Annotated in this window: 16 protein-coding genes and 1 tRNA gene; 9 read left to right on the forward strand and 8 right to left on the reverse strand. The window is 59.5% G+C overall.

Going from position 1 to position 25,472, the window contains the following annotated elements; all coding sequences use genetic code 11:
- Window positions 1–242: 242 nt before the first annotated feature.
- Window positions 243–2,219 (reverse strand): tyrosine-type recombinase/integrase, encoded by a 1,977-nt coding sequence (locus tag IOD40_RS20250; RefSeq protein WP_210336750.1) that lies wholly within the window; start codon window positions 2,217–2,219, stop codon window positions 243–245.
- Window positions 2,220–2,521: 302 nt separating this feature from the next.
- Window positions 2,522–2,595, reverse strand: a tRNA-Gln gene (locus IOD40_RS00010).
- A gap of 263 nt (window positions 2,596–2,858) precedes the next feature.
- Here IOD40_RS00010 and IOD40_RS00015 point away from each other — a divergent pair.
- Both IOD40_RS00015 and IOD40_RS00020 read left to right on the forward strand, forming a co-directional pair.
- Window positions 2,859–4,274 carry a Ppx/GppA phosphatase family protein gene (locus tag IOD40_RS00015; protein WP_456061948.1) on the forward strand — a complete coding sequence of 472 codons (1,416 nt, stop codon included), beginning with the start codon at window positions 2,859–2,861 and terminating at the stop codon, window positions 4,272–4,274.
- A gap of 2 nt (window positions 4,275–4,276) precedes the next feature.
- The gene (locus IOD40_RS00020; RefSeq protein ID WP_198473049.1) at window positions 4,277–5,017 is read left to right on the forward strand and encodes an RlmE family RNA methyltransferase; all 741 of its coding nucleotides are present in this window, start codon (window positions 4,277–4,279) and stop codon (window positions 5,015–5,017) included.
- Between the two features lie 45 nt (window positions 5,018–5,062).
- Here IOD40_RS00020 and IOD40_RS00025 read toward each other — a convergent pair whose 3' ends face one another.
- A complete protein-coding gene (locus tag IOD40_RS00025; protein WP_198473051.1) occupies window positions 5,063–6,469 on the reverse strand; it encodes an MFS transporter in 1,407 nt (468 codons plus the stop codon).
- A 219-nt stretch (window positions 6,470–6,688) separates the two neighbouring features.
- Here IOD40_RS00025 and IOD40_RS00030 point away from each other — a divergent pair, with 219 nt between their 5' ends.
- The gene (locus IOD40_RS00030; RefSeq protein WP_198473053.1) at window positions 6,689–7,672 is read left to right on the forward strand and encodes an MBL fold metallo-hydrolase; all 984 of its coding nucleotides are present in this window, start codon (window positions 6,689–6,691) and stop codon (window positions 7,670–7,672) included.
- A gap of 17 nt (window positions 7,673–7,689) precedes the next feature.
- On the opposite strand, the gene IOD40_RS00035 is transcribed toward IOD40_RS00030, so the two are convergent.
- Window positions 7,690–8,871 (reverse strand): amino acid aminotransferase, encoded by a 1,182-nt coding sequence (locus tag IOD40_RS00035; RefSeq protein WP_198473055.1) that lies wholly within the window; start codon window positions 8,869–8,871, stop codon window positions 7,690–7,692.
- Window positions 8,872–9,116: 245 nt separating this feature from the next.
- On the opposite strand from IOD40_RS00035, the gene IOD40_RS19905 reads away from it, so the two are divergent.
- Window positions 9,117–10,346 (forward strand): NAD(P)/FAD-dependent oxidoreductase, encoded by a 1,230-nt coding sequence (locus tag IOD40_RS19905; protein WP_198473057.1) that lies wholly within the window; start codon window positions 9,117–9,119, stop codon window positions 10,344–10,346.
- Window positions 10,347–10,351: 5 nt separating this feature from the next.
- Here the strand turns inward: IOD40_RS19905 and pbpC are convergent, their stop codons facing one another.
- Together pbpC and IOD40_RS00050 are read right to left on the reverse strand one after the other, a co-directional pair.
- The gene (gene pbpC / locus IOD40_RS00045) at window positions 10,352–12,421 is read right to left on the reverse strand and encodes a penicillin-binding protein 1C (protein ID WP_198473059.1); all 2,070 of its coding nucleotides are present in this window, start codon (window positions 12,419–12,421) and stop codon (window positions 10,352–10,354) included.
- Window positions 12,418–17,883 (reverse strand): alpha-2-macroglobulin family protein, encoded by a 5,466-nt coding sequence (locus IOD40_RS00050; protein ID WP_198473061.1) that lies wholly within the window; start codon window positions 17,881–17,883, stop codon window positions 12,418–12,420. Before IOD40_RS00050 ends, pbpC begins: the two co-directional genes overlap by 4 nt.
- Window positions 17,884–18,118: 235 nt before the next feature.
- Between IOD40_RS00050 and IOD40_RS00055 the strand changes: the two genes are divergently transcribed.
- The gene (locus IOD40_RS00055) at window positions 18,119–19,756 is read left to right on the forward strand and encodes an ABC transporter substrate-binding protein (RefSeq protein ID WP_198473063.1); all 1,638 of its coding nucleotides are present in this window, start codon (window positions 18,119–18,121) and stop codon (window positions 19,754–19,756) included.
- Window positions 19,757–19,774: 18 nt separating this feature from the next.
- Here the strand turns inward: IOD40_RS00055 and IOD40_RS00060 are convergent, their stop codons facing one another.
- Window positions 19,775–20,368, reverse strand: a complete 594-nt coding sequence (locus IOD40_RS00060) for a transglycosylase SLT domain-containing protein (RefSeq protein ID WP_198473065.1) — start codon at window positions 20,366–20,368, stop codon at window positions 19,775–19,777.
- 212 nt (window positions 20,369–20,580) lie between these two features.
- On the opposite strand from IOD40_RS00060, the gene IOD40_RS00065 reads away from it, so the two are divergent.
- From IOD40_RS00065 to IOD40_RS00080, 4 genes are all read left to right on the forward strand, one after another.
- The gene (locus IOD40_RS00065) at window positions 20,581–21,948 is read left to right on the forward strand and encodes an NAD(P)-dependent oxidoreductase (RefSeq protein ID WP_198474165.1); all 1,368 of its coding nucleotides are present in this window, start codon (window positions 20,581–20,583) and stop codon (window positions 21,946–21,948) included.
- Between the two features lie 2 nt (window positions 21,949–21,950).
- Window positions 21,951–23,264 carry an NAD-dependent dihydropyrimidine dehydrogenase subunit PreA gene (preA, locus tag IOD40_RS00070; protein WP_198473067.1) on the forward strand — a complete coding sequence of 438 codons (1,314 nt, stop codon included), beginning with the start codon at window positions 21,951–21,953 and terminating at the stop codon, window positions 23,262–23,264.
- 229 nt (window positions 23,265–23,493) lie between these two features.
- Window positions 23,494–24,450 (forward strand): DMT family transporter, encoded by a 957-nt coding sequence (locus tag IOD40_RS00075; protein WP_233713774.1) that lies wholly within the window; start codon window positions 23,494–23,496, stop codon window positions 24,448–24,450.
- A 64-nt stretch (window positions 24,451–24,514) separates the two neighbouring features.
- Window positions 24,515–24,769, forward strand: coding sequence for a hypothetical protein (locus IOD40_RS00080; protein WP_198473069.1), 255 nt, complete (start codon window positions 24,515–24,517; stop codon window positions 24,767–24,769).
- Between the two features lie 15 nt (window positions 24,770–24,784).
- Here the strand turns inward: IOD40_RS00080 and IOD40_RS00085 are convergent, their stop codons facing one another.
- Entirely contained in the window at window positions 24,785–25,420 is a 636-nt protein-coding gene (locus IOD40_RS00085) for a TetR family transcriptional regulator C-terminal domain-containing protein (protein WP_198473071.1), read from the reverse strand.
- Between the last annotated feature and the right edge of the window lie 52 nt (window positions 25,421–25,472).

The following is a 25,472-nucleotide window of genomic DNA, read 5'->3' on the forward strand; positions in this document are numbered from 1 at the left end:
ACTCCACGGTCGGCTCGACCGCCGCTACCGCTCAAAGGCTGAGAATACTATGCCATCTCAGGCCGTGGCACCCCTCCCGCGAAGCGGGTTCGTGCATGGGGGCGGGAGCAGACTAGGCACACTTTGCCTTTACCGCGAAATGGGAACGGCAGCTTACCGCCGAGCGAATCCCAAAACCGGAATATCCGCTTTCGGCCCCTGAATAGCCACTTTGCGCAGCAAGTTTATTGTCCCGAGGTTCGTCACACCCTGTCCTTCTTCGGACGGCGCCCGCGTTTGTCACCAAAGCGGTCGCCGCTCTTGCGACCAGCCCACGGGGGCGGCAACTTCTGCTCAACCCAAGGCAGCAGACGGATCGGACGAGGCTCGAGATGGTCGGTGATCGTCGGGTATTTCAGGAGTATATTTTCCAGGAGCGAAAGACCTGCGGGATTGGTGTATCTCGTTGCCGTCTCGGTGTTGCCGAGGCGCCCGGAAAGGTCCTCAATGACGCCCTCCGATACACCTTCCTGTTTCAGGGTGTCTGCGAAGCCGTGTCGAAGTGCGTGGATGGGGCGCTGCCATAGCTCATCTGACATGCACTTCTTCGCGATTCGGACGAAGTCCTTATAGAAGCGATCGCCAAGGTCCTGTGTCTTCCGGAAGGGCGAGTATAGCTCCGGGAACAGCAGTTCGTGGCCCAATTGCTTGAGGCGGGTGACGTAGTCGAGGAAGTTCAGGCGCAGTAGCTCTGTCGGGACGGGCAGCATGCGCTCTGACTGGGTGTTTTTGACTGTGCGGTACTTGTTTGGCTTGATGTCGATCGCCCACCGTCCGTCTTTCAGGACGATATCATTTACCATCAGACTCGCGAACTCGTTTCGTCGCGATCCAAGGTAGGTGAACAGCATCGGCAGGAAGTAATTAGCCGAGTGAAACACCAGATCGCCGTGTGCCTCCGGTTTGTCCGCGTTCAACTGTCCTGTGAAGATCGGTAAATCAAAGAGCGGCCGAACCTGGTCAGGGCCCGGCTTGATCTGTTGGTGGCGAACGTCGCCTCGTTTCGGTTTTCGCGGGCGCAGACTTTTGAGCGTCCAGTCCGCTATCGTGTAGTTGGAAGCCTGAAGATGCGTCTGAAAGTGGGTCAGATTGCCAAGATGGCGGCGGATGGTTGCGCCCGCCAATCCAAGTTTTGCGGGTCTGCCCTCTGCTTTCTTTTCCTCCACGATCCTAGCGGATTCCTCGCGCATGGCTTTGGTCGACAGTGCCCGCAGCCGGGCACTTCTGCCCCACGATGGGATCACTTGATTGAAGTGCTGTCTGAGCGCGGCTACGTGAGTCTGTGTTATCTGACCGGAATGCGTGACGCCGTGCTCCTCAAGGATGCCGCGGAATAGGTTGACAAGGACACGCGCGTCCGCTGCCGTCTCGGCGGTCCACTCCTTTCCCTTGTTTGCGATCATCTTGTCGACTTCATCGTCAAACCGTGACAGGGGCAGATCAGTTCTCCCTAGAGCTGCCGCGTCATGAACAGAGGTCGAGACATCGACAATTGGTGTAGCGGGAAGCGTCTGGATCTCAGGCTGCTGCTCCGGGATTGATGACGCCTGTAATGACGCGTCGGCCGTCCATATAACCTGTGGCTGCGGAGGTGGTGCAACCGCGAGTGCTTCGATGGGCGAGGGCGCTTGTGGGCGCGACAGCTTGTGCAGGCTCGGCTTTCTTGGATCATCTGCAGAGGCGAGAAAGGCGTCGGCGCGTGCGCGGAAGATTTCCTCTGACGCAGCATCGCGGTTCAGCCCTGTGTCGTCCAGCCCGACCTGCGCCATCCGCTGAAGAACGTCTCTCAGAAAACGGCCGCGCGATTGTCCGCGCAGGTCAGTGCGCACGCCTTCGCTTTCGGATCGGAATGTCTCGGCGATCGCGGGGATGTCGTCCTCGCTCGCCCTGGCCTCGATGAGTGCCTCACGGACCTCTGACCCAGGTTCAAAATTCAGCGTGCCAGTTGGACCGTAGGCTTCGAGCAGACGATATGCATATCCGACGTGTCGATCTGCATCCCGTTGTTCGGGATCGCGCAGCGACCCAAGCCGTTTGGCGCCGCGATCGAGGTTGTCTATCTCGGCGCGTACGGCCTCGCTTTCGAGCGCGAATATCTTTGCCAGCTGTTCCCTCGTCGCCATCCTCGCCCCCGGCAACAGTTCGATCTCCACAAGCAGGGCGTTAAGCCGCCGTGCCACGACGCTGGCGATCTTGCGGTCCGATAACCTAAGGCTCAGTGAAAGGCGGGTGTTCTTTCCAGCTGCCCTAAAACCGACGGGGATTCGGGCCCGCCAATAAAAGTTCGGACCTCTTCGGATGAGGTTTTCGACCTGGTGTCGACGCAGTCCCATTCGCCGTGCTCCCGCTTGGCCCGAGGCGAATGGGCATCACCTGTGGGCATCAGTTATGGGCACCACTTGTGGGAGACGGATTCGGCGCGGTATGCTGGCCTTTCGAAAGGCTTGCAGATCCAGCGTTTCAGGCGATTCTGGAGAACAATTGGCTGGGGAACCTGGATTCGAACCAGGACTAACGGAGTCAGAGTCCGCGGGTCTACCGTTAACCTATTCCCCAATTTCAGGTTCTGTTTGAGGCGTCCTGAAGTCGGTGGCGCCGTTGGGCGGCAGCGATGGGCTCGATATAGACAGCGTCAGAAAATAGTCAACCGCAATTTTGTCGGCAGGTCGAAAATCCCGAATTTTTGTCGCGCGGCAGGGGATGGGGATGCGCAAATGCGGGTCTTGGTGTTTCGGGTCGTCGCTGATATTCTGGCTGCAACGTAAGATATGAACGCGCCAGCAGCGTCTTTGGTTCGCGCGGCGTTGAAGGAAAATCGAGTGGAAGACCCTGATCGAGGCGCGAAGGCGCCACAGAACGGGGCGTTTGGCGGCGTTGGCGGGCGGAATCCGTCTGCAGCACCGCCTCGAGGCCGGCAATCATTGCAGGCTGGCGGTGACTCCGCAGATTCGCGAAGTGGCCGTAACGCTCCGCAAGGCAAGGGACCGAATCGAAAGCGGCGAAAGCGCCGGCGGGGCAGGAAGGTTTTTGCCCGCGAAGGCTCAGATTCAGCGCCTCCGGCTGCGGAAAAACGACCTGCGGCATCTGTCGGGTCGGCACAGTCAAATGCACGGCCCGTTGCGCCAGCCAAGTCGCGTGCGAACGCGCCTGTGGGGCCCCGGCAGGAAATGCCGGCCCGGCGGAGTGCGCCTGCCACCGGGAGCGGGGTTTCGTCCGGACCCAGATCGCATCAATTGCCGGTCTATGCAGCGCTTGATCTCGGCACGAACAATTGCCGCCTCCTTGTGGCTGTTCCAACGAGGCCAGGTCAGTTCCGGGTAATCGACGCCTTTTCGCGTATTGTTCGGCTGGGGGAGGGGCTGTCGACGTCCGGCCGCCTTGGGAAACCGGCAATGGACCGTGCAGTCGAGGCCTTGAAGGTCTGCGGTGACAAGCTGCGATCGCGACAGGTGCGGCGGGCCAGATTGATCGCTACCGAGGCGTGTCGCGCAGCGGAAAATGGCAGCGAGTTTCTCGACAGGGTTGAACGGGAGGCAGGCATCTCGCTTGAGATCATCGATCGGAAGACCGAGGCACGTCTGGCAGTTTCCGGCTGCGGCTCGCTGGTCGATCGAAGCACCGATGGGGTCGTCCTTTTCGATATAGGCGGCGGCTCCTCCGAGATCGCCCTTATCGACCTGTCCTCGGCAAGAACGCCGCGCCTCGCCAACCACATCGTGTCATGGACGTCGCTGCCGGTCGGCGTGGTCTCGCTGGCGGAACGCTTCGGCGGACGCGATGTCACTCCCGATCTTTTTCACGCGATGGTGGACGAAGTCGCGGGCATGCTCGACCGTTTTGAGGGCCGGTTGCGCCTCGCGCATGTTACGTCCGACCGCAAGCGCTTTCACCTGCTCGGTACTTCCGGGACGGTGACGACGCTGGCCGGCGTGCATCTTGGGCTTGACCGCTATGACCGTCGCAGGGTTGACGGGCTGTGGATGGACAATGCGCAGGTCGATGCGATGATCCAGAAGCTGCTGGGATGGAATTTCGAGCAGCGTGTGGCAAATGCGTGTATAGGCGCGGACCGAGCAGATCTGGTTCTGGCGGGCTGTGCCATTCTCGAAGGTATCCGCCGTCACTGGCCTGCGGAACGACTGCGTGTGGCAGATCGTGGCCTGCGGGAAGGGATGCTGTCGGAACTGATGGCAGATGACGGCGCATGGCGCCGATGGCGCAAGGGAGCGTCTTGAGTATGAAGAAACCCGGTAAAGGTCCGTCCACTGCAGGCAGTGGTGCGCGCGCGCTAAGGACGCGGGTCAAGAAAAAGAGCGGGTTGAAAGAATCGTCTCGCCGCTGGCTGGAGAGGCACCTGAACGACCCTTATGTGCATCGGTCGAAGGCGGAAGGCTGGCGCTCTCGCGCTGCATTCAAGCTCATAGAAATTGATGACAAGCACAAGCTCTTGAAGCCGGGGCATCGCGTCGTTGATCTGGGTGCGGCGCCAGGCGGCTGGCTACAGGTGGCGGCCAAGCGGATCAATTCTCCGGATGAAGCGCCTACGGTCGTCGGCATCGACTATCTGGAGATCGATACCATCCCAGGTGCCACGATCCTGCAAAAGGATTTTCTGGACGATGACGCGCCGGACATGCTGATCGAGGCATTGGGCGGTGCGCCGGACGTCGTTCTGTCGGATATGGCCGCGCCGACCACCGGACATCGCCGCACGGACCATATTCGGACGATGCATCTGTGCGAGGTTGCCGCTCATTTTGCGGTGTCGGTGCTGAAGCCTGGCGGACATTTCCTCGCCAAGACTTTCCAGGGTGGTACGGAAAATGTGCTGCTCGATATGCTCAAGCGAAACTTCCGCACGGTCCAGCATGTGAAGCCGCCAGCATCGCGCGATGAATCTGTCGAGCTCTACCTTCTGGCAAAGGACTTCAGGGGGCGAGACGTTTCGGCTCCGGATGATGCGGATGACGCTGCCTGAGGGTGCAGCAGGCCGGAAGCTGGAACCGGCTTCGCAACCGATTATTTAGCGGTCAGAGGAAGGCCGGGAGCGTTTCGGCGCGCCGTGGCCCGAAATGTTCACTCCCGCATCGGGCGGGAGTTTGAACAGCGGAATAAGGGCAAGACACGAGAGACCACCGACGGCGAAGAAGGCGATTGAGAAGGCCGCATTGCCGATCTCCTCGCCGGTGAAAATGTGATGCGCCTCCAGCATCATGCCCGCGACAGCCACGCCCAAAGCAATCGACACCTGCTGCGAGACAGACGCGAGCGCTGATGCCTGTGCCGTTTCACGATCATCAATATCGGCAAAGATCAGTGCGTTGCTGGATGTGAAGAACATGGCGCGTGTGAAGCCTATCAGCACTAGCGTCGCGATGATCAGCCAATAAGGCGTCTCCCGGGAAAAGAGCCCGGCGGATCCGATTAACGCCGACCCGGCCGCGATGGCGATGATGAGGACCGCGCGAAAGCCCATCTTGCGCAGCATCCACGTCACAACCACCTTCACTGACATTGCCCCGAGCGCTGTAGCGAAAGTCAAAAGCCCGGATTCGAATGGATTGAGGCCGAACCCGATCTGGAACATCAGCGGCAACAAAAATGGCACGGCGCCTATACCGATACGGAAGATGGTGCCCGCCAGAATAGAGATGCGCAGCGTGGGGTTGCTGAACAGTCGGATGTCCAGGATCGGTATAGGTGCCTGACGGGCATGGCGCACATAGCCAAAGGCGGCTAGCAGTCCGATGATCAGCGTGATGAACCCAACGACTGGCGGCAGTGCGGGCATGCTGACAACGGACAGGCCGAAGACGACGCCTGAAGCGGCTACACCCGCGAGTACAAAGCCGGGCCAGTCAATCCGCCCGGCATCACCGCCAGGCGTTGCGGGCAGCACCCAGCCCGCCAGAACCACGCCAATCAACCCGATCGGGACATTGATCAGGAAGATCCAGTGCCAGGAGAAGAAGGTGGTGATGAAGCCACCGACCGGGGACCCAAGAAGTGGGCCGATCAAAGCCGGCATGGTCAGCCAGGCCATTGCCGATACCAATTGCTGACGCGGTGTCGAGCGAACGAGTATGAGGCGGCCGACAGGTGTCATCAGGGCACCGCCCATGCCTTGAAGGAAACGAGCGCCAACGAATTGTAGCAGGGTGGCGGAGACCGCACAGGCGACCGAGCCGATCACGAAGACGAGGATGGCAGCCCTGAAAACCTGCTTGGCACCGTAACGATCAGCCATCCAGCCTGAGATCGGGATGAAGATGGCCAGCGAAACGAAGTAGCTGGTCAAGGCAAGCTTCAGGGCGATCGGTGTCGTACCGATATCCGCGGCGATCGAAGGAAGAGCGGTGGCAATGATCGTCGAATCCATTGTTTCCATGAACAATGCCACGGCAAGGACAAGAGGGATCGATCGTTTCAATGCGAAATGCCTGGAAATGAAGGACGGGGTGGGGTGTGCCGACAGGAAGCTTACGATGCGTTAGCACAGGCGAGGCTTGGACTTCAATCGATAAGCTTACCTTATTATTTCGAGCGGCGATCGGAGCGTTACGCTACGCCACTTTGATGTGAGGTTGGCGGCGCGGGGTTGCGCTCGCGCCGTCAGGCTGTGAACCTTTCCTCCCCAGGAGGAAATCCGATGACCTTCATCACTGACCGCAGATCTGCCCTGAAACTATCCATAGCCGCCGGAGTGGTGGGCTTGGCCACCCCGCAGATCATGGTGCGCGCCGCATATGCGCAAGCGTCATCAGGCCCAATCAATAATCCCGGACTTAGCAGCTTCAAGCTCGGTACCTTCAAGCTCCTCACTCTCAATGACGGGTTGGTCGCGTCGGACGCGCCCCACACGACGTTCGGCGTTAATCAAGACCCTGCTGACGTTGCAGCGTTGCTAGAGGAGAACTTCCTGCCAGCCGACCGGGCGATGAACTCGTTCACACCAGTCGTTGTTAACACCGGTGGCGACGTGGTCTTGTTTGACACGGGGCTTGGGGCGCGTGCGAGAGAGAATGGCGGGGGCTTGCTGCGTGAACGGTTGCAGGCTGCTGGCTACAATCCTGAGGATATAAGTGTTGTGGTGCTGACCCACTTCCATGGTGATCACATCGGCGGGATACTGGAGGAGGGACAGCCTGCGTTTCCCAACGCACGATATGTCGTGGGGCGCACGGAATTTGACTTCTGGACCGCCGAAGACCGGCTATCTGGTGCGACCGAAAACAGTGCGCGGGCCGTCCAGGCGTCCATCGTGCCCCTCGCCGAAAAGATCACCTTCATTGAAGATGGAGGGGAGGTTGTCCCGGGGATCAATGGTCTGCTGGCCGCCGGCCACACGCCGGGGCACATGATCTTCAACATTGAGTCAGGAGGCAGCCGGATCGTCCTGACAGCAGATACCGCCAACCACTATGTGGCTTCACTACGGCGCCCAGATTGGCATGTGAGGTTTGACATGGATAAGGAGGCAGGTGCGGAGACGCGCAAGCGGGTCTTCGACATGGTTGCCACCGACAGGGTGCCCTTCATCGGCTACCACATGCCGTTTCCGGCGGCGGGCTTCATCGAGAAGCTGGAAGTCGGATACCGCTATGTGCCGGTCAGCTACCAGCTGCTTCTGTAGCTGACCGGCGAGTTTTCTTAGAGAACTGCGACGATCTTGGCCGCAAGTTCCTCCAGGCGATCACCCGGCAGTCCCGCGACGTTGAAGCGGCTGTCCCCGACGATGTAGACACCATGCTCTTCGCGAAGGCGCTTCACCTCGTCGCCGGAGAGGCCCAGGCGGGAGAACATGCCACGCTGGTCCGCAATGAAGTCAAAGCGCGCGGAATTCGACTGGCGGCGCAGTGCCTCCGCAAGACCCTGCCGAAGGCCAAGCATGCGTGAGCGGGTAGCCTCAAGTTCCGCGCGCCAATCGGCGGCGAGTGCCTCATCTTCAAGGATAATGCGGACACATGCTGCCGCATGGTCTGGGGGCATAGACCACAACACACGGCCTGCGCCCTGGAGCTGGCCCTGTGCGATGTCTGCCTCGCCGGAATTGCGACCAAGAAGAAAAGCAACGCCCGCACGGTCGCGGTAGACGGAGAAGTTTTTCGAGCAGCTGGCAGCAGCCATGAGTTCCGGGACTGCATCGGCAAGAATTCGCAGGCCTGCAGCGTCTTCATCCAGCCCGTCGCCAAAGCCCTGATATGCGATGTCGACGAAGGGGATAAGGCCGCGTTCTGCCAGAACTCCTGCCAGGACGTTCCACTGCTCGATGGTGAGATCGGCGCCGGTCGGGTTGTGGCAGCAGCCGTGGAGAACGACGATGTCTCCCGCCGGCAGCGCCTTCAGCGCGTCGATCATGGCATCGAAACGCACGCTCGAGGTGGCTGCGTCAAAATATGGATAAGTCGCCGTCTTCAGAGTGGCGCTGCGCAGGATCGGGATATGGTTCGGCCAAGTTGGATCCGGCACCCAGACGGTGGCGTCCGAATTGGTGACCTTGATCAGCTCCGCCAGCATGCGGATGGCACCTGAACCACCGGGTGCCTGGACTGCGCGGAGACGGGTCTTGTCGACTGAGCCGCCAAACACAAGGTCCGTCATCTGTGCGTTGAAGCGGACGTCGCCAGCCAGGCCCAGATATGCCTTGGTATTCTGTTCCTCGAAAAGCCGTTTTTCGGCTTCACGCACCGCGCGCATAATAGGGGTATGGCCTTGAGCGTCTTTATAAACGCCGACGCCAAGGTCCAGCTTGTCGCTGCGGGGATCGTCTCGGTACAGTCCCATGAGCATAAGGATTGCATCGGGAGCTGCGGGCTTGAGGGTGTCGAACATTGTGGCTGCCTCCTGTTAAGGGGCAGAAAGCCGAAAATGCCGGGTTTGGCAACCTGTATCGGCCTCGGCGGCAGCCGTGCGTGTCATAGCTGGAAAATTGTATACCGCAACAGCGAGGGAGGGAATGTCTCCTAGTTGCCGGGCGCGTTTGTCCGTTGTTTTTCTGCGAGTTTCAGAAGTTTTGCGTTTTGTGGCTGTAGTGCCTGTGATACAGAAACTGCACGATTGTATACGGAGGAGCGGTCGTGAGCATTTCCAGAGTGGTGATTATCGGCAGCGGACAGGCAGGTGTCGAATGTGCCGTTGCGCTTCGGCATGAAGGATTCGAAGGCTCGATCGTGATGATCGGTGACGAGCCTGACCTGCCGTATCAGCGCCCGCCACTTTCCAAGGAATTCCTCAAAAGCGTTGAGGACAGCTCACTGCCGCTGAAAGGCGAGGGCGTCTACTCGAGCAGCCATATTGAGCGCAGGTTGGGTGAGACCGTCAGGCGCATCGATCGGGAGGCGAAGCAGGTTGAACTGTCATCCGGCGAGCGCCTTTCCTATGATCACTTGGTGATCGCCACTGGCGCGCGAAACAGGTTTCCGCCGATCGAAGGACTAGACGTATCCAAGGTCCTGGAGCTGAGGACGCTAGCGCATGCACGGGTGCTCACGGCGCGGCTGGATGGCCTGAGGCATGTCACGATCATCGGCGGTGGCTTCATAGGCCTCGAAGTCGCGGCACTCCTCCGCCAGCGTGACATTGCCGTCGATGTCCTGGAATTTGCTGATCGGCTGATGGGGCGGGTTCTATCGCCCCTGATGAGCGAGCAATTCTTGTCGCTGCACGCAGAGATGGGGACACGCATCAGGTTGCAGACGGTCGCGCATGCGGTCGCTGAGAATGCCACAGGCTTTACCGTGACCCTTTCCGACGGCGACACGCTGGAGACCGATGCGATCGTAATGGCTGCGGGTGTGGTTCCCAACGCGGAGCTCGCCATGGAAGCGGGCCTTGAGGTCGAGAACGGCGTGGTGGTCGATGAGATGCTTCGTACCTCGGATGCCTCCATCTCCGCGATTGGAGATGTCGCCGCTCACCCGAACAAGTGGGGTGTGGGGCGGATCCGTCTTGAATCCGTTCAGAACGCGGTCGATCAGGGCAAATGCGTCGCAGCCCGGATCGCCGGCAAGCCGTACGAATATTCTGACCTGCCATGGTTCTGGTCCCACCAGGGAAAGGCCAAGCTCCAGATCGCCGGGCTCAACATGGGCATGGATTCGTCGGTCCTCCGCGGCGATCCAGCCGACGGAAAATACTCGGTCTTCGTTTATCGCGGGGATCAGCTCGTGGCCGTCGAGAGCATGAACGCACCCGCAGATCACATGGTCGCTCGTCGACTGTTGGCCGCAGGCGTCAACGTGACAAAGGAGCAGGCGGCGGATCGGTCGGTGGATCTGAAGGGCATGATCCCGCGCCCTACGGCCTGAAAGGTCTATTCGACGTATATCTCGACGCTCGCGCTACGGCCGACCGCGTCAATCACCGTTAGGCGCGAGAAGCCGACACTGTCAGGTTCCCAGCGGCTGGTTCGCCGCCGGGAGGGCGTGTCGAGCGGCTTTCCATTGGCGAGCCAGCGAAACGGTGCGCGGCCGCCCTGCAATTTGAGCACCAGTGGCAAGATTTCGTTGCCCGCCGAGACAAGATCCACCCGCGCGCCGGATGGCGGAAAAACAATCTCAGGAGCCGGCTCGGCAATACCCTTCTCCTCGATGCTCTCCTTGCCTGATGAGTAGCGCTTGAGAGTGACCGGCAACTCGCTGCGTGCGGTTCTACTTGTCCCGGAAGGCGGTCGAGGTAGAGCAGCGATCGGAAAGCTGGAACGTGCGAAAGCCTCGAAAAGTATGGGAGCCGCAGACTGGTAGCCTGCTAGGCCTGGGACCGGCGCCCCGTCCGGCCTTCCCACCCAGACGCCAATTACGCGACGGCCATCAAACCCTACTGACCATGCATCACGGTAGCCGTAGCTGGTTCCGGTCTTGTAACCAATGCCCAGGCGCGTAGCTCCTTCAGGCGGCTGAATCCCGGACAAGATGTCGGCGATCTGCCAGTTCGCCCGATGATCAAGAAGCGTCGCTGTATGCCGGACACCAGTCTGGTTGCTGATGCTGGTTGCGAGGCCTCTGTTCGCGACCCCAGTGTAGAGTTGGACAAGATCTCGTAGAGTGAGGCCTGCGCCGCCGAGCGCGATAGCAAGCCCCGGAGCCTCGTCGCGAGGCAGCACCGGAGAGACGCCGATTTGCCTGAAGCGTGAAGTCAGCCGCGTCGGGCCAACCGTGTCCAGCAAGCGGACTGCCGGTACGTTGAGCGACATCTGCAGAGCCGTGCGCACAGATACGTCGCCTTGATATTCCATATCGAAGTTGCGGGGGCGGTATGCGCCAAAACTGGAAGGGCGATCCTCGATGATCGTTTCCTGCGCAACCATACCTTCCTCGAAGGCGAGGCCGTATATGAATGGTTTGAGGGTCGAGCCGGGCGAGCGCACCGCCCTCGTCATATCAATCCAGCCGCGACGACGATCGTCGAAATAATTGGCGGAGCCAACCTCGGCGAGAACATCACCGGTCTGTGCGTCAGCCATCAGAATGGCGACGGAAATATTCGGGCCGAGGCGTTCGGCGGCGTCGCGTGCCACGCGCTCAAGCCCTTCCTGCGCACGGCGGCTGAGCGTCAATTGGTGTCGCTCTGTGCCCGGGTTTTCTCGGAGGATGCGCTCAGCAGCATGAGCGGCGAGGAATGGGATAGGCTGTCGCTGGCGGGGAGCGCGGTCGTGAAGGCCCCGTGCGATTTCAGTTGGGTCGATCGCGCCGGCACTTGCCATGCGACGGAGAACGCGATCTTTCGCAGCTTCGGCACCTTTGGGGTTGCGATCCGGGCGACGACGCTCCGGCAATTGCGGGAGCGCTACAAGGAGGGCCGCTTCGCCGACGCTCAGTCGTTTGGGCTCCTTGCCGAACCACGCGAGTGTCGCTGCTCTTATACCTTCGAGATTCCCGCCATAGGGCGCAAGAGTCAGGTATCGCTCCAGAATCTCTTTTTTGCTTAACCGCCGCTCTACCTGCACAGCGCGCACCATCTGCCTCAATTTGGCGGTGTAAGACCTTTGCTGTCTTGGCTCCAGCAGACGCGCGAGCTGCATCGACAGGGTGGATCCTCCGGAGACGATCCTGCCATTCGTAACAAGCTGCCAGGCAGCACGGGCGATCGCCAGAAGGTCGACGCCGCCGTGCTCGTAGAAACGCTTGTCCTCATAGGCGATCAGCATGGAGACGAAATGCGGATCGATATCGTCGAGCGCAACCCGAAAACGCCAGGCACCTTCGCGCGTCGCGAGTGCGCGCAGCAAGGCACCATCGCGGTCGACTATCTCCACGGAGGTTTCAGCCGGATCGAGAGGGGGAGGATAGGCGCGATCCAGCCTGTCGAGGCCAAACATGACCAGCGTGCCCGCAACTGCCGTTGCTGACAGAGACATAAGGGCGCGCTGGAGCACTCGCTTCATCGTGCAGCAGTCACTTCCATCATCCCGGCGGAGGTGCGCCCGTTAAACTGAGGCCTGTACATGTCCTGCACAATTGCGGCTGGATGCGCGTAGACACCCGGCGTGACCGCTCGTACGACGTATGCCACCATGAACTCACCGCCGCCGTCTCGATCAAAGGCGGCGATGAAGCGATCATCCAGGAACTCGGAATGCACAGCGGCTGGCTCGCCCAGCCATTCAAAATTCGACAACGCCGCGCTGCCAACGAGGCTCGGATTGTCGATTTCGAAGCCCGCAGGCAGAAGATCGGTGACGATGACGCGTGAGAACCAGTCGTTGTGCTCGTGGACGCGAAGGACGACCACGAAGCGGTCATTCTGAGCCGCTTCCGTGATATTCGCCTGGTTGCCGTCGAACGTGTAGTAGGTGCGCTCGATCGAGAAACCGTTGCCGCCCGCAGGCAGTGGATCGATGGGAGCCGCGACGGTTGTGATAACCGCTTCCACGGGCTCACTGCCACGATTGGTAATGGTGAGTGGCGTTGACATCACCTCATCCCCGGTCATGCGGCGGGCAAAATTGCCTTCATACCCGGCACCATCCACTTCAAGTTTCAGATCCTTGCCAGCGTCGGCAATTGCGCGCGCGGCCAGCACCAGCCAGGCTTCTTCCTGCGTACTTGTATAATCTTTCCGATCTCGCTCGGAGGAAACGAAGCGGAGGAGTTCCGGGATCACGCCGGATGCCGCGTCAGTTTCGGCTGCCAATGCGAGGATTGCCGCACCGTCACGAAGAGGAGAGCCATAATCGGAGCGGTAGAGGCTGTTTCGCGCCGTATCCGTCTGTGCCTGCGAAACGGCGGAGTAGAAAACTGCTTCAGAGCGAACATTGTCGCCGTAAAGCGCTAGCGCGGCGGCAAGATGCGCACGAGCGAGCGGGCTCGTGAATTCATCCAGACGTGCGTCGGCGTAGTATCGCAGGTCCCCAATGGAGGCTCGACGATTGCGGGCCAGCACGTAGAGGGAGTAGGCAATCTCTGTTCCTCGTTCGGCTACATCTGTCGTGTAGGCCAGCGTGTTCTGAAGGTTGTCGAGTGCGCTGGCGAAACCTTGCACCGGAACGTCATAACCGGCTTCCCGGGCTCGGCTGAGAAACTCGGTGATGTAGGCGTCGAGCCACGGGTCGTTCCAGTCCGGTCCCCATAGACCGAACGTGCCGCCAGATGTCTGGAAGGTCATGACGCGCAGGATCGCATCTTGTACCCGCTTGCGAAGATCGGGGTCGACCGCAAGACCAGCCGTTGACGAGAGTTCGCTGACGTATAGCAGTGGCATCGCGCGGCTGACCGTCTGTTCAGCGCAGCCATAGGGATAGCGCTCCAGCGTCATCAGCAGCGAAGGTAGGTCAAGTGCTGCCGAACGCGAAACGCCCACCGACACGGATGCGCCATCAAGCAGGTGTTCGGCCAGGAGCTGGTTGTCGATACGGATGGAGCCGCCATCGCCGTTCAGCCTGACAATACGCTGGCTGGCCAAGGGCAGGGCAGGCTCGCGCACAGGCAGATATAGCGTACGTTCCACGTACAATCCGTCCGAATGCCGGAGTGCAATGCTGATCGTTGCGTCGCCGGTCGTCGTCGCTTTGATCGGGAGGAAGAGGGTCTCGCGTGCGTTTTCGCGAAGCGCGACAGACGAGGGCAGTCCGCCGAAGTCGAACGAGGCTTTCCCGTCGCTTTCAACGGAAATTGCGTAGTCGCCGGTTGGTCCATCGGTGTTGTGGATGTCGAGGCGGATCGTGGCGCTATCGCCCTTGGCGAGGAAACGCGGCTGACCGGCGGTAACGACCAGAGGATCGCGAACGATTACATCGCTTGCGGCTTGCCCGACCGCATGTTTTGACCATGCCACCGCCATCACGCGAACCGTGCCGTTAAATTCCGGCAAGTCGAAGGAGATCGCGGCATTGCCATCACCATCGACCTGAACCGGACCGGAGAAAAAGGCGACCAGCTCTTCTGTCGGCGGGTTTCCTTGTGTGACGATCCCTCCGCCATCTCCACCCGTTCGGATCCGCCCGAAGGTGCCCGCCGAGCCATCGATCAAGCGGCCATAAAGATCTCTGACTTCGACACCGAGTCGTCGCTGTCCAAAATAAAAATCGGTCGGGGAAGGTGGCGTATAGCGTGTCAGGTTGAGGATGCCGACGTCGACGGCGGCGACCATGACGAGGGCCTGTTCGTTGGGGGCCATGCCGCCTAGCGACACGGGTATGGACAGCGCTTCACGCGGAGCACCGCGCTCTGCCGTCCCTAACTCAACCTCAAGCTTGCGCTCTGCAGGCTCAATCGTAAGCCATTTCACACCGATCGCGCGCGCCGGCATCCGGGTTTCGGCATCAGCCGCACGAAAAAGCGTCGCTGTAATGTAAGCACCTGCACCCCACTCACTTGAAACTGGGATTTCGACTTCGCCGCCTTCAGCGGGGATGAATGCCGTTGTGGTGGTGAACAGCCGTTCCGATCCAATCGCTACCAGCAATTCACCTGCAAAGCGGGACGAGACTTTCAGCCGAGCCGTATCTCCAACCTTGTAGCTGTCACGATCGAGCGCGATCTCGAGACCATCCGGCGTTTCGGTCGAGACTTCGGAAACGAACCATCCGGCGTTGAACTCGACACTGGCTACCGGACCGTCCATCGACGATCCCGCTACTTCCAGACGATAGCGTCCCCACTCAACGGGCAGGGTCAACGCCGCAGGCTCTCCCGTCGAGAGCTCGATCTGTCCGCTCGCGACCTTTCGCTCAACGGTAATCGGCTCGTAGTTCCATGAATTGTTGCTGCGGTACCACTGGTAGCGGCGCTCAATGTTCGTAAGTGTCCATTGCGCGTTGCGGATGCCTATACGCTCACCTTGCGGTGACACGGCAATGACGCGGAAGCCGGCGGTGGAATTTTCAGCGACCTCATTTCCCGCAAAGTCAGGGCGGATGCCGATGATGTCGGCTTCGGGGCGGATGCGTATCGTCGTGCTGCGTTCAACCGCGCGACCGCCACCTTCCCGCATCCGCACATTGACCTTAGCGTCTAGCAGCCGCGTGGTTGCGGGAGCTTGGTCAACAAATGCCTCGAACTTGGCATTACCAGTCTGATCGGTCGGCTGCAGATCGAGTTCGCTGGAGAGACTTATCTGCTCTTCATCGGCGAGCCCGAAATGATATCCGGGGAATTTTTCCCAAATGCGAGAGGTCGTGACTGTCACATCCCCCTCCAGGGAAAGTCCTGCCGCAGGCGCGCCGTAGAGGTAGCGACCCTCGACACTCAATCCTGCAGGTTCGCCAAGGGCGATCTCCGGGGTCAGCGCTGTCAGCTCGAATTCGATCCGGTCAGGGACGAAATCCTCGACGAGGAACTTTACTTCGGCGATCGCGGGAGCTTTGGGATCGCTATGGATGCGGGCCGTCCACGAGCCCCGCATGGCCGTGGGCTGCAAGTTGAACGGCACGTGGTGCCCGCCAAGAGCTTCGCCTCCGCTGACTTTTGTCGCCTCAATCACGCCATCGGGCCGCTCGAAAACAAAGGTAAGCGGCAGGTTTTCTATTGCGTCAGCGCTGGCATCGCGAGCAAGTGCCGCGGCATGGACCGTCTCGCCAGCTCGATAGACGCCCCGTTCGGTCCAGGCGAAAACGTCGATTGCACCGGGCGACTTTCGGCCAGTGACGCCGCGATCGGACAAGTCAAAGCCCGCTCGGGTAAGGTCGAGAAATACGAAATCGGCATCGCCGGACTTTGCCGTGATTGCCGATGGAGCCATTCCGGCAGACCCGCGCATGGTACCTGGTTCCAGGAGAGCATGTCCCTTAGAATCGGTGGTGGCCCTGCCCAGAACCTCGTTATTGCGGGCGAGAAGCTGAATTTCAACGCCAGCAAGTGGTTTTGCCGTTTCGAGGGAGCGGGCGAATACGGTCAGGCCGTGATCGCCGGAATATGTTGTAAGGCCGATGTCCGATACGACGAACCATTGTGTGGCCTGGCTGGCCCAGCTTTCGCTAGTGTCGCCTTCCGCCTTCGCAGTCAGGACGTAGACGCCAGGCTGTCGCTCCGCCAGCGCTTCGTTGACCGGGAAGCTGGTGAGCACGTCCTTGTTCAGGTCAATCTCAAGATCGATCGAGCCTTCCCAAACCAGTTCGCCGAGATTTTGAGAGACGGTGCTCAGCGAGTACTCATCCACTTGTCGCAGGAAGAGATTGTTGTTGAGCATCGCTGCGAGCCCGCGATCGCCGACCCGGTGCAGTTTCAGTTTAGCGGATGCGGAATTGACGCTGACCATGGGGATGCCGTGTCGGCCAGCCGCAGGCAGAACGAAGTTTTCGGTCGAGAAGCGAACAGACGGCGCGCGGTCGCGAACATAGATCGAGAGATCAACGGGTGCGGTCGTTTTCTCGCCAATCGTCGAAGGCAGTCCCTGGCGCACGGTGATCTGGTATTGCTTGCCGTGGTCAAGGCCTTCGACACAGACCTGCTGTTCCCGAGCTTCAACGGCTTTTGGAGCAGCGCCATCGACGGTGAAGAAGGTTGCGTAATCAACTCCGGCCTTCACCAGATTTTCTGAGAACTGAACGCAGACGCGCGGGCTCGCGAGATCAGAATCCACAGTGTGGTTGAGGATACGGAAGCCCTTTCGTTCACGCAGATCCAGATATGCCGCCTCAATCTCGTCGTCCTGGACCAGGTCCAGGCTGGCCTCGTAGGCCGTGAGCGCTGCGCGAGACAGGCTGCGCATCTCCAGCCCGATGGCGAGAAGTTGAAGTGCGGTCGCACGGTCCTGCGTGCTGCGTGAGCGCGTATAGGCATTCAGCACCGGATAGAGCGCATTTGTCTGAGCTGAGTTGGCGTCGTTTCCTGTGCCGCCAGCAAGGGAAATGTAGGCCCGGGCAAGATCAAGCCAGGTTGTAACGTTGTCTGGCTCTATCGTGACTGCGGCACTGTAGGCTGCAACTGCATTGGCTGCGTCACCTGAGGAGGCGCTGGAGGCACCTTGAATAAGAAGTTGCACCAGCCCCGAGCCTTCTGGCTTCGGTCGCGCGGCAAGTTCCCGGCTAAAACGATTTGCTTCATCGCGTATATAGTCTGGCACGTAGCTTAACCCTGCCGGGGCGCCGATATCTTCTTCTTCGCCGCGCTCGACGATCTTGCCTGCGATCGCGCCGACGAAGGGCTTGGTGACGCCGTAGTCGCTCTTGAGGAAGCACCACTGCGCCTTGGTGTTATAGGTGAAAGCGCGGCAGTCATTGTCTGCCAGGCAAACCGCCTCGCAGGCATCGAGAGAGACGTTCGGTTCAGTCCGCAGATCAAAACCGAAATAGTCGGCATCCTGCGTGATCTCCACGCTGCGCTCTGCGTTTTGGGCGAAGGCAGGGAGAGTGGAGGTCAGCGCCAAGCCTGCGATTACTGAGATAAGTCTGACAGTGCGCAGAAACATGTTGTCCTCCAAACGTCACCTGTGCCGCAAGGGAATGTTGAGCAGCCTCCGCTTCGTATTGTCAACAAATTGCGGGGGGCTGCCGCAGTGAGACGATGTGCATTCTTAGATGTGCACTGGAAAAATCGGGACGGGCACATTTTCGTGCCAAATCCGTTTTAGGGGTCGCCGCTGATTTGTGATGATTCTGCGAGGCACGGTGATTTTTACTGTGTCGCAGTGGCGGGAGTTGTTGATGAGCATAAGGTCGGATGAGGTGCAAAAATGCGTGGAGCAGTTGGCTCGCTCCGCTTCATCCGGAGCTGTGAGCCGCCGTGACTTCCTCGCGCTGGCAACCTCGTTTGGTGCCACCGCCGCCGCTGCCTATGGTCTGCTGGGCCTGACCGCGCCTGCGCAGGCAGTGCACGCTGAACCTCGCCGCGGGGGAGTTCTGCGCGTTGCAATGGCTGTCCGCCCGGACAAGGACCCCCGGCTTTCCGATAGAGATGAAATCGGTAACATACATCGACAGGTGCTGGAGCCACTCATCCGCTACACGCGCGACTTCACCTTCGAGGGCTGCCTGCTCTCAGACTGGGAAATCAGCGAGGACGCTACACGCTATACGTTGCATGTTCGCCAAGGAGTGACCTGGAACAACGGCGACCCGTTTACGGCAGGTGATGTGGCGTTCAACATTGCGCGGTGGTGCGATGAAAGCGTTGCCGGCAACTCCATGGTCGAGCGAATGACAGCTCTCATCGAAGAAGGCAAAGTTCGGCGGGGAGGCATTGAGAAGGTTAATGATTTCACGCTTCGGCTGAACCTGAAGACGCCAGATGCAACGCTGGTGCCGAGCATGTCGGACTACCCGGCGCTCATAGTTCATCCGCAATATGCCCAGAACGAGGGTGGTTGGATCGTCAATCCCATTGGGACCGGTCCCTTCGAACTTGTGTCCCATGAAGTAGGCAAGGAGGCAGAGTTTCGTCGCCGTACTGGTGGCGGCGGCTGGTGGGGTGGAGAGAGCTATCTGGATGGGGTGACCTTCATCGACTTAGGGAGCAAACCCGAAGCCGTCGTGGACGCATTTGAGCGTGGCGAAATAGACATTAATTACCAGACGAACGTCGATTACCTCGACGCTCTCGACGCGCTTGGCCTGGTTCGTTCCGAGCTGCAGACTGCTAACACGATAGTAGCTCGGGTGAACGTCTCGCATGAACCCTACAATGACGGAAGGGTTCGGAGGGCGTTGCAGCTCGGGGTGGACAATGCAGCGCTCCTTGAGCTCGGCCACCGTAATGCCGGTGTGAAGGCAGACAATTTTTTCGTCAGCCCCGTCCATCCTGATTTTGCGAAACTTGATGAGGTCAAGCGTGACGTCAATCGGGCGAAGGCGCTGATGCAGGAGGCGGGTCAGCTCGATTTCACCCACGAGCTTATTTCGACCGACGACCATTGGCAGCGAAATACCGGCGATGCGATCGCCGCCCAACTACGTGAAGCGGGGTTCAAGGTGAACCGCAAGGTTCTGGCCAGCGACGAATATTGGCGCAGCTGGAAGGAGTTTCCGTTCTCTCTCACGACCTGGGGACACCGGCCGCTGGGCATCCAGAACGTCTCGCTAGCGTTTCGGAAGGGGGCAGCCTGGAATGAGACTGGTTTCTCGAGCGACGAACTGGACGAGGCTATCGCCAGTGCCTTGGCCGTAACCGATTCAGATGCCAGGCGAGAATTCATGTTCCAGATCGAGAAGATCATCCGCGACCCGGGTGTGTTCATCCAGCCTTTCTGGCGCAAGATCTATTGTCACTGCGCCCCGCATGTCCGCGGGCATGAGATCCACCCGGCATTTGCATTGGATCTCACGCACGTCTGGCTGGCGCAGTGACCTGCCAGCTAGCCGGGTCTACCAGCAAGACTGCATCTGCGATTGGAAGCGATTGGCCATCGCAGCGGTCTTTCGAGCGTAGCCCTGGATAGCAGCGTTGCCCCGCCACCTGCCGCGGGCGTAGCCTGCGTGGCCATGGTAATATGCCAAGTATAGGTTGTGGGTGTCATGCGGTGCGATGCCGAGCGTACGCACGGACTTGTTGTGATACCAGCCCACGAAATCTGCGGCGTCCCCGAAATTGGTGCGGCGCGCGGAGTAGTTGCCGGTTTCCTTCTGGTACTGAAGCCAGGTTCCGTCGAGTGCCTGCGAGTATCCGTAAGCAGAGGAAAGGCGCGAACCGGGGATCAGTCCGAAGAACGTACTCTTGCGTCGAGGCCTTGCCTTGCTGTCAAAGCCGGATTCCATCCTGATGGTGGCCATCATCACGTGGGGCGGAATCCCGTATTTTTTCGACGCCTTTCCGACGTCGCGGCGCCAGTTGTTGATCCACCCGTCGTTCTGAGCGAACACGGCGCAGACGTTGTTGATTTGTGACGGCTTGGTCGCGCAGGCGGAGACGCCGAGCAGGACGACCAAGGGCAGAAAACGCAGAACACGAGATCCAGACATGCGGAGGATGATAACTCAGCGACGTAAACTAAAACTTTCGGCAAATCTTAACGATTGTGTCCATGCAAAGGCAGATCATTGCGCCGTAAGGTGAGAAAATTAGTCAGGTATCTGTCTATGCTTTTCAATGAGTTGTTCTGTTTTTTGACCGATTGATAAAAAGTTGTTTCGTGTTACGATTTCCCCAAAACCAATAAAGGGGAACATCGATGATGGCCGAGGGCCAGTTGAAGCAGGGGATTGCCGCCGGCAGGTTGGCGCCCGGGCAGTATACTGCCAACTTTACTGATCTACATCCGCCGCTGACGCAGCATGAAGCAGTCGTCGAGGCGGATCGCTGCTATTTTTGCTATGACGCGCCATGCATGCAGGCATGTCCGACCTCGATCGACATCCCGCTGTTCATCCGTCAGATCGCAACTGGCAATCCGCTTGGAGCGGCAAAGACCATCTTCGACCAGAACATTCTGGGCGGGATGTGTGCTCGCGTCTGCCCTACGGAAACGCTTTGCGAAGAGGTTTGCGTCCGCGAGGTGGCTGAAGGAAAACCCGTTCAGATTGGACGGCTGCAGCGCTATGCGACCGATGAGGCGATGAACCGCAACAAGCAGTTCTATGAACGTAGTGGTTCGACCGGCCGCCGCATCGCAGTTGTCGGGGCCGGACCGGCTGGTTTGGCTGCTGCCCATCGACTGGCCATTTACGGGCATGACGTCACCATTTTTGAGGCGAAGCCCAAGCCCGGCGGACTGAACGAGTACGGTATCGCAGCCTACAAGGCGACGGATGATTTCGCACAGGCGGAAGTTGACTACGTCACGGATGTTGGCGGGATCGCCATCGATTATGACAAGGCGCTGGGCCGCGACTTTTCGCTGGACGAGTTGACGGCGAATTTTGACGCTGTTTTTCTTGGCATGGGGCTCGCGGGCGTCAACGCGCTGCGCGCTGAAGGTGAGGAAGCCTTCGGTGTGCATGATGCGGTGGACTTCATCGCACAGCTGCGGCAGTCGAACGATCTTTCTCAGCTCCCGATCGGGCGCAGGGTGGTCGTTATCGGCGGCGGCATGACAGCGATCGACGCCGCGATCCAGTCCAAGCTTCTCGGCGCCGAACAGGTCACGATCTGCTACCGGCGCGGCAAGGAGCATATGAATGCATCGGAATTCGAACAGGATCTGGCAGCGGCGAAGGGTGTGAGCATCCGTCATTGGCTTCAGCCAAGGCGCGTGATCACCGAGGGCGGAGCCGTGCGTGGCATCGAAGTCGAATACACCCAGCTCGTCGATGAGCGTCTGGTCGGAACAGGGATGACCGAGACGCTCGAAGCGGACCAGGTGTTCAAAGCCATTGGCCAAAGCTTCGAAAGCGCTCCGCTAAATGGCAGTGGCGACGCCATCGAGACGGAAGGTGGACGGATCAAGGTCGACAGTGAGGGGCGTACATCACACCTCAAGGTTTGGGCGGGCGGAGACTGCGTATCTGATGCCCGTGAAGACCTGACCGTCGCCGCGGTTGCTGCAGGGCGCGACGCGGCTGAAAGCATCAACCGGGCATTGACCTCTAATGGGAGGGCATGAGCATGGCCGATATTCGTTCTGATTTCGTAGGTATCAAATCACCGAACCCATTCTGGCTTGCTTCAGCTCCGCCGACAGACAAGGCCTACAATGTTGTCCGCGCCTTCAAGGCCGGATGGGGCGGCGTCGTCTGGAAGACGCTTGGCGAAGAGGGGCCGCCCGTCGTCAACGTCAACGGACCCCGCTACGGGGCCATTTGGGGGCCGGATCGCCGGTTGATCGGGCTTAACAACATCGAACTCATCACCGATCGCGACCTGCAGGTGAACCTTCAGGAAATCAAGCAGGTGAAGCGCGACTGGCCTGACAGGGCGCTTGTCGTCTCACTTATGGTTCCCTGCGTGGAGGAGGCGTGGAAGGCAATCTTGCCGGTCGTGGAAGACACCGGGGCGGATGGCATCGAACTGAACTTCGGTTGTCCGCATGGCATGAGCGAGCGCGGTATGGGCGCGGCCGTCGGGCAGGTCCCCGAATATGTCGAGATGGTTGTGCGCTGGTGCAAGCAGAATACGCGCATGCCGGTCATTACCAAGTTGACGCCGAACATCAGTGACATTCGCAATCCGGCGCGTGCCGCTCATGCAGGCGGCACGGATGCTGTTTCGCTGATTAACACGATCAATTCGATCACCTCGGTTAATCTCGACTCTTTCTCACCAGAACCATCGATCGACGGGAAGGGGACCCATGGCGGGTATTGCGGACCTGCGGTGAAGCCGATCGCGATGAACATGGTTGCAGAGATTGCCCGAGATCAACAAACGCGTGGTTTGCCGATTTCGGCCATCGGCGGCATTACTACCTGGCGAGACGCTGCGGAGTTCATGGCTCTCGGGGCAGGGACCGCGCAGGTCTGTACCGCAGCGATGACCTATGGCTTCAAGATCGTCGAAGAAATGATCGAAGGCCTCAAGAACTGGATGGACGAAAAGGGTCATTCAACACTCGATGACTTCATCGGGCGAGCAGTGCCAAACGTGACCGATTGGCAGTATCTCAACCTGAATTACGTCGCCAAGGCGCGCATTAATCAGGATGCGTGCATCAAGTGTGGCCGCTGCCACATCGCCTGTGAGGATACCTCGCACCAGGCGATCACGCATATGGTCGATGGTGCCCGCCACTTCGAAGTGATCGAGGCGGAATGCGTTGGCTGCAATTTGTGCGTCAATGTCTGTCCCGTCGAGGGTTGTATCACCATGGAGCCTCTCGCCGTTGGCGCACTGGATCAGCGAACGGGCCTTTGGGTCGACAGTGCCTACGCCAACTGGACGACGCACCCGAACAACCCATCTGCACGCCAAGCGGCGGAATAGTTCCTCCCGGAGCGGGGCCGCACGGCGTTCGAGTATCGCGCGGCCCCGTTTCAAACGTCAATTTGCGACGTCGCGCGCGGCGACTATCTTCCTTCCGTCTTTCGATCGGTCGCAAGCGCCCATGTGCAGCAAGCTCATCTTTATGCGTTCACGCGCGTCCGAAGCTCCTTAGCGCTCTTCCCTCGTCCAAGCCGCTCGGCTACTGATTGTATACATCAGGAGGAAGAGCATGAGTCTCGCGCAAAATTCTGTGGCGGGTGCCAGTAAGCCAGCGGCAGACGGTTCAGCCCTCGCGGTCGGAAGAGAGAAGTTGAAGGGCCATCTCGCGATGCTGCTCTTCACGGCTCTTGCTTCTGGCTCGTATTCTTTGGGCGCGATTGCGATGCGCGAGCTTGGGGCAAGTGCTGCCAATGGCGTGCGCTTCCTCATCGGAGTCGCAGCGATGATGCTGGCTGCATTCGTCCTATCTAAGGGGAGAGTCTATCGCGCGCCTGCGCCATGGCGGTTCCTCGTGCTCGGCGGACTGATGGCTGTGTTCTTCGTGACAATGTTCATGTCGTTGAAGCTAACCAGCCCCGTTTCCAGCGGCGCGGTCTTCACGCTGATGCCACTCATGGCAGCGTTGTTTGGCTATCTGCTCCTGGGGCAGGTCCCGCGCAAGATAGTCGTCGGTAGCCTGCTTTTCGCGGCGGTGGGTGCGATCTGGGTTATCTTCAACGGTAGTCTGGAAGCCTTGCTGGCTTTTGATATTGGCCGGGGGGAGATCATCTTTCTCGTTGGGGTGGCTGCGCACGCGCTCTACTCACCTATGGTGAAAAAGCTGAACAAGCCCGGAGAACCGCTTCCCTGGATGACTGCCTACACCATGCTGTGTACCGGCATCCTTATCGCGATCTACGGCTTTGATGAGATCATCGCCACTGATTGGGCATCGCTCTCCGCCAGCATGTGGGGCATTATTCTGTACCTTGCCATCGTCACCGGGGCGTTCTCGACATTCCTGGTGATGTACGGTTCGATGAAGCTGCCCGCAGCGAAAGTTCTCGCCTACACGTACCTATCGCCATGCTTCATCATCATTTTTGAGGGGCTGCTCGGGCATGGCTGGCCAAGCCTTTCCGTGGCGGTGGGAGCCTTGATCATCGTGGTAGGGCTGATCGTCATGGCGATGGCGAAGGAAGTTTGACGTAACGTTAACCTTGAACAGGCAACCATCGCATTGAAAGACAGCGTTGGAATGCAGGGAAGATATGATCGTCATCAAGGCCAGCGGGGCCCCTGATGTAAAATCGCTCAAGAAGCTCGCTCGATCACTTGGGGCGGAAGACAGCGATATCTCGATCGAAGATCTGGGGCCGGCCCAATCCGCTTCACCCGCGAAGAAAGCGGGAAAGCCGAGCGTAAGCACGTTGCCCGGGGCGACAGTCTCAGCAAGGACGCAAGCGGCGATGGAGCTGCTTCGTCCGGTAGAGATCGAGCGGTCGGGGCAGTACGAGCTGTCGTAGGCTGAAGGTTCGGTTTCAGACTTTTATGGGCTTCAGCCCGTCCAGGAACAGTTGTTCCAGAAACCGTGCTGCATCCTCGAACCGCCCTTCGCCGCCTCTGTCAGGACCCAGGACGGAGCGCACCTGAACGTCAAAATCTGCGTAATGCTGGGTTGTAGCCCAGATTGCGAAGATCAGGTGGTACGGATCCGCCTTGGCGATTTTGCCCTCGCGCATCCATCCTCTCATGACTGCTGTCTTTTCCTCAACGAGCGTCTTCAGCTCTCCCTCGATCATCGGCATGATGCGCGGGGCACCCTGGATGATTTCGTTGGCAAACAGACGGCTCTCACGTGGGAAATCACGCGCCATCTCCAGCTTGCGCCGTATGTAGCTGCGAAGCTCATCAATCGGATCGCCGGAGTTGTCGAGTTCATGAAGTGGCGCCAGCCAGGTTTCCAGCAGCCGCTGCATCAAGGTGACGTGCATGTCTTCCTTGGAGCGAAAATAATAGAGCAGGTTTGGCTTCGACATGCCGGCCGCTTCAGCGATCTGGTCGATCGTGGTTCCGCGATAGCCGTGCTGCGAGAACATGTCGAGCGCAGCCTCAAGAATCGTCTCACGCTTCTCGATCTGAATCCGTGTCCGCTTCCTTGGCTCTCCCGCGTCCACCAATGTCCCCCAGGCTAGATCTGGCCCAATTCGCTGGACCAGTTTTACTCTG

This window comes from Aquamicrobium zhengzhouense (assembly GCF_016124105.1).
GTDB classification, from domain to species: Bacteria; Pseudomonadota; Alphaproteobacteria; order Rhizobiales; family Rhizobiaceae; genus Aerobium; species Aerobium zhengzhouense.

Coding starts and splice junctions, on each gene's coding strand:
- IOD40_RS00020 (WP_198473049.1), top strand. CDS start 4,277: ATGAAGAAACCCGGTAAAGGTCCGTCCACTGCAGGCAGTGGTGCGCGC.
- IOD40_RS00055 (WP_198473063.1), top strand. CDS start 18,119: ATGAGCATAAGGTCGGATGAGGTGCAAAAATGCGTGGAGCAGTTGGCT.
- IOD40_RS00030 (WP_198473053.1), top strand. CDS start 6,689: ATGACCTTCATCACTGACCGCAGATCTGCCCTGAAACTATCCATAGCC.
- IOD40_RS00075 (WP_233713774.1), top strand. CDS start 23,494: ATGAGTCTCGCGCAAAATTCTGTGGCGGGTGCCAGTAAGCCAGCGGCA.
- IOD40_RS00060 (WP_198473065.1), bottom strand. CDS start 20,368: ATGTCTGGATCTCGTGTTCTGCGTTTTCTGCCCTTGGTCGTCCTGCTC.
- IOD40_RS00050 (WP_198473061.1), bottom strand. CDS start 17,883: ATGTTTCTGCGCACTGTCAGACTTATCTCAGTAATCGCAGGCTTGGCG.
- IOD40_RS00035 (WP_198473055.1), bottom strand. CDS start 8,871: ATGTTCGACACCCTCAAGCCCGCAGCTCCCGATGCAATCCTTATGCTC.
- IOD40_RS00065 (WP_198474165.1), top strand. CDS start 20,581: ATGGCCGAGGGCCAGTTGAAGCAGGGGATTGCCGCCGGCAGGTTGGCG.
- pbpC (WP_198473059.1), bottom strand. CDS start 12,421: ATGAAGCGAGTGCTCCAGCGCGCCCTTATGTCTCTGTCAGCAACGGCA.
- IOD40_RS00080 (WP_198473069.1), top strand. CDS start 24,515: ATGATCGTCATCAAGGCCAGCGGGGCCCCTGATGTAAAATCGCTCAAG.
- preA (WP_198473067.1), top strand. CDS start 21,951: ATGGCCGATATTCGTTCTGATTTCGTAGGTATCAAATCACCGAACCCA.